This is a genomic window from Cellulomonas pasadenensis, assembly GCF_047229365.1.
Taxonomy (GTDB): Bacteria; Actinomycetota; Actinomycetes; order Actinomycetales; family Cellulomonadaceae; genus Cellulomonas.
The window spans coordinates 1-3,815 of the sequence record NZ_JBFTEP010000211.1 but is presented as its reverse complement, the minus strand read 5'-3'; the positions used below and the strand labels follow the sequence as shown (position 1 = coordinate 3,815).

The window sequence follows — 3,815 nt, the reverse complement described above, 5'->3', positions numbered from 1 at the left end:
CGCGGACGCGGTGGCGCATGCCATGGTCGCGATGGTTCGCGCGTCCGACGACGAGCGGCGCCTCATGGGTGAGCGGGTGCCGACTGACCGGGGCGACACGCGCGACGGGCCGGGCGACGAGGACCACGGAGGGACGGGCACGAGGGTGAGGCGCGGATGCTGACGACGGACCCCCTCGCCGTGCCGCTCGCGCGGGCGACGAACCCGCGGACCGGCAAGGCGCTGGGCAGGCTGGGCCTCGAGACGGCCGAGGACCTGCTGCGGCACTACCCCCGCCGGTACGCCGAGGCGGCGTCGCTGACGGACATGACGCACCTGGCCGTCGGGGAGCACGTCACGGTCGTGGCGGAGGTCGTGCGGACGTCGCTGCGCACGACCGCGCAGGGCAAGGGGCTGCTGCAGTCGACGATCACGGACGGCACGAGCCGGATCGAGCTCACGTTCTTCGCGACGCACCGGCGCAAGCTGGAGTGGCGCGAGAGCCAGCTGCGCACCGGCCGCCGCGGGCTGTTCACCGGCGTCGTGTCGCTCTACCGCGGCACGCTCCAGCTCATGCACCCGGAGTGCCGGCTGTTCGGCGCCGAGGACGACGCGCACGACGAGGAGGAGGCGCTGCTCGACGCGAGCCGCCCGATCCCGGTCTACCCGGCGTTCGCCGGGTTCGAGTCGTGGAAGGTCGCGCAGGCCGTCCGCACGGTGCTCGACCCGCTGCGCGAGGAGGACGTGCCCGACCCCGTCCCCGCCCACCTGCGTGCGGAGCACGGGCTGCCGACGCTGTTCGAGGCGCTGCGGCTCGTGCACGTCCCCGCCGACGAGCAGGAGTGGCGCCGCGGCCGCGACCGGCTGCGCTACGAGGAGGCGCTCGTGCTGCAGGCCGAGCTCGCGCGACGCCGGGAGCGCGTCGCGCAGGAGGAGGCGGTGGCCCGCCCGCGGCGCGCCGGCGGCCTGCTCGACGCGTTCGACGCGCGGCTGCCCTTCTCGCTCACCGCCGGCCAGCGCACCGTGGGCGAGGAGATCGCGGCCGAGCTGGCCGCGCCACGCCCCATGCAGCGTCTGCTGCAGGGCGAGGTCGGCTCGGGCAAGACGGTGGTCGCGCTCCGCGCGATGCTGCAGGTCGTCGACGCGGGCGGGCAGGCGGCGCTGCTCGCGCCGACGGAGGTGCTCGCGGCCCAGCACGCGCGCACGCTGCGCACCCTGCTGGGGGACCTCGCGGACGGCGGGTTCCTCGGCGGGGCCGAGGACGCCACGCGGGTCGCGCTGCTCACCGGGTCGCTGCCCGCGGCGGCCCGGCGCGAGGCGCTGCTGGACGCGGCGAGCGGGCGCGCCGGCATCGTCGTCGGCACGCACGCCCTGCTCTCCGAGCACGTGCAGATCGCGGACCTCGGCCTCGTGGTCGTCGACGAGCAGCACCGGTTCGGCGTGGAGCAGCGGGACGCGCTCCGCGCGAAGGCGGCGCGCACGCCGCACACGCTCGTCATGACGGCGACGCCGATCCCGCGCACGGTCGCGATGACGGTGTTCGGCGACCTGGAGACGTCGGTGCTCGACGAGGTGCCCGCGGGGCGCGCCGGCATCACGACCCACACCGTGCCGGCCGACAACCCGCGCTGGACGGACCGCACGTGGCAGCGCGTGCGCGAGGAGGTCGACCGGGGCGGGCGCGCGTACGTCGTCTGCCCGCGGATCGAGGCGGACGAGGCGCCGGGCGGGACGTCCGACGACGACGAGGGCGCGGACCTCCTGGCCGAGGCCGTGGAGACGGTCGGCGGGGGTGCGGCGCCGCCGCGCCGCCCCCTGCGGGCCGTCACGGAGGTGGCCGACGAGCTGCGCGCGCGCCCGGACCTCGCGGACGTCGGCGTGGGCGTGCTGCACGGCCGCATGGCCCCCGACGAGAAGGACCGCGCGTTCGCGGGGTTCGCGTCCGGCGCGGCGCCCGTGCTCGTGTCGACGACGGTCATCGAGGTCGGCGTCGACGTCCCCGACGCCACCGTGATGGTCGTGCTCGACGCCGACCGGTTCGGGCTGTCCCAGCTGCACCAGCTGCGCGGCCGCGTGGGTCGCGGCACGCGCCCGGGCCTGTGCCTGCTCGTCAGCGCGGCGGAGCCCGGCACCGACGCGCACACGCGCCTCGAGACGCTCGCGAGCACGACCGACGGGTTCCGCCTCGCCGCGCTCGACCTCGAGCTGCGGCACGAGGGCGACGTCCTCGGGGCGGCGCAGCACGGACGCGGCAGCTCGCTGCGCCTCCTGCGCGTCACGCGCGACGCGGACGTCATCGACACCGCGCGGGCGGACGCGCGGGGCCTGGTCGCGCAGGACGCCGAGCTCACGACGTGGCCGGCGCTGCGTGCCGCGATCGAGCAGCAGCTCGCGGGGGAGCGCGAGGAGTACCTCGACCGCGCGTGACGCGGCCGGGCCGCTCGCGTCGACCGCACTACCCTGACCGGCATGGCGACACCCGTGGTCCGCGTGCACGACGTCGAGGTGGGCTACGGGGCGACGCCCGTGTGCCCGCCGGTGACGTTCACGGTCGAGGCGGGGCGCGCCGTCGCGCTCGTCGGCGCGAACGGGTCCGGCAAGTCGACGGTCCTCAAGACCGTGCTGGGGCTGCTCACGCCCCTCGCGGGCCGCGTCGAGGTGCTCGGGCGCCCGGTCGACGAGCGCGAGCCGGAGTTCCGTCGCGAGGTCGCCGGCGTGCTCGACGACGACGCGTACTTCCCGGCGCTGACGGCCGCCGAGCACCTGTACCTGACGGCCCGCGGCCACGGCGTGGTCGACGCGCGCGACCGCGTCGCGGAGCTGCTCGAGGAGTTCGGCCTCGCGGAGCACGCGCGGGCGCTGCCGGTGGCGCTGTCCTCCGGGCAGCGTCGCCGGCTCCTGCTCGCCGCCGGCTTCGCGCGGCCGCGCTCGCTGCTCGTGCTCGACGAGCCGGAGCAGCGGCTGGACCGCGCCATGCGCGCGCGCCTCGCCGAGCGGCTGCGCGCCGAGACCGCCGCCGGGGGCGCGGTGCTGCTCGCGACGCACGACGCCGAGCTGGTGCGCGAGGTCTGCGACACGGCGGTGCACGTCGACGAGCGCGCCGTCGAGGTGGTCGACGCCGACGAGGCCGCCGCACGGATCGCGCGGGTGGTGCTGTGACGGCCGTGCGCCCGTACGAGACGGGCCGCGTCCCGGCGGCACGGTCGATCCGGCGCTTCACCGCGGAGGCGGCGCGCGTCCGCGCGGACGCGCACCTCGGCGCCCTGCTGGGCGACGTGTACGCGGCCGTGCTGAGCCTCGCGATCTCGGTCGGCATCGCCCTCGGCGTCGTCCAGCAGCTGCGCGTCGCGCTGCCCCCGCCGCCCGACGTCGCGACCCCCGGCGCGCTGAGCCTGCCCGTGGTGGTCGCCGTCCTGCTCCTCGCCGCGGCCGGTGCGCTCGTGGCGCTCGCGGGTCGGCTCGGACCCGTCGGGGCGGGCGGTGCCGAGGGTGCGTGGTGGCTGACGCTGCCCGTGGACCGGCGCGGGCTCCTGCGGCCGGCCGCCGTCCGGCTGCCCGTGCTGGCCGCGCTCGCCGGCGCGGTGGTCGTCGTGCTCCTCGAGGCGGGGCTGCTCGAGCGGTCGGGCGAGGCGCTGGTGCGGTCCGCGCTCGTGGGCGCCGCCGGAGGCGCGGCGCTCGTGCTCGCCGCCGCCCTCGTGCAGTCGTCGGGCGTGCCCCGGCGCACGACCGCGCTCGCGGGGGACGTGCTGCTCGTCGCCGCGCCGCTCACCGCGGTCGCGCTCGTGGCGACCGGGGCGGCGCCCGCGACCCTGCCCGTGCCCCCGTGGGCGCTGGTC

The 3,815-nt window shown here is 77.7% G+C and carries 3 protein-coding genes; all 3 read left to right on the top strand.

Annotated elements, in window-relative coordinates; genetic code table 11:
* Positions 1 to 156 precede the first annotated feature (156 nt).
* A complete protein-coding gene (locus AB6N23_RS17615) occupies positions 157 to 2,406 on the top strand; it encodes an ATP-dependent DNA helicase RecG (RefSeq protein ID WP_412867269.1) in 2,250 nt (749 codons plus the stop codon).
* A gap of 42 nt (positions 2,407 to 2,448) precedes the next feature.
* Positions 2,449 to 3,138, top strand: coding sequence for an ABC transporter ATP-binding protein (locus AB6N23_RS17610; protein ID WP_412867268.1), 690 nt, complete (start codon positions 2,449 to 2,451; stop codon positions 3,136 to 3,138).
* A partial coding sequence (locus AB6N23_RS17605) for a DUF6297 family protein (protein WP_412867267.1) occupies positions 3,135 to 3,815 on the top strand: 681 nt, incomplete at its 3' end. The genes AB6N23_RS17610 and AB6N23_RS17605, both read left to right, overlap by 4 nt.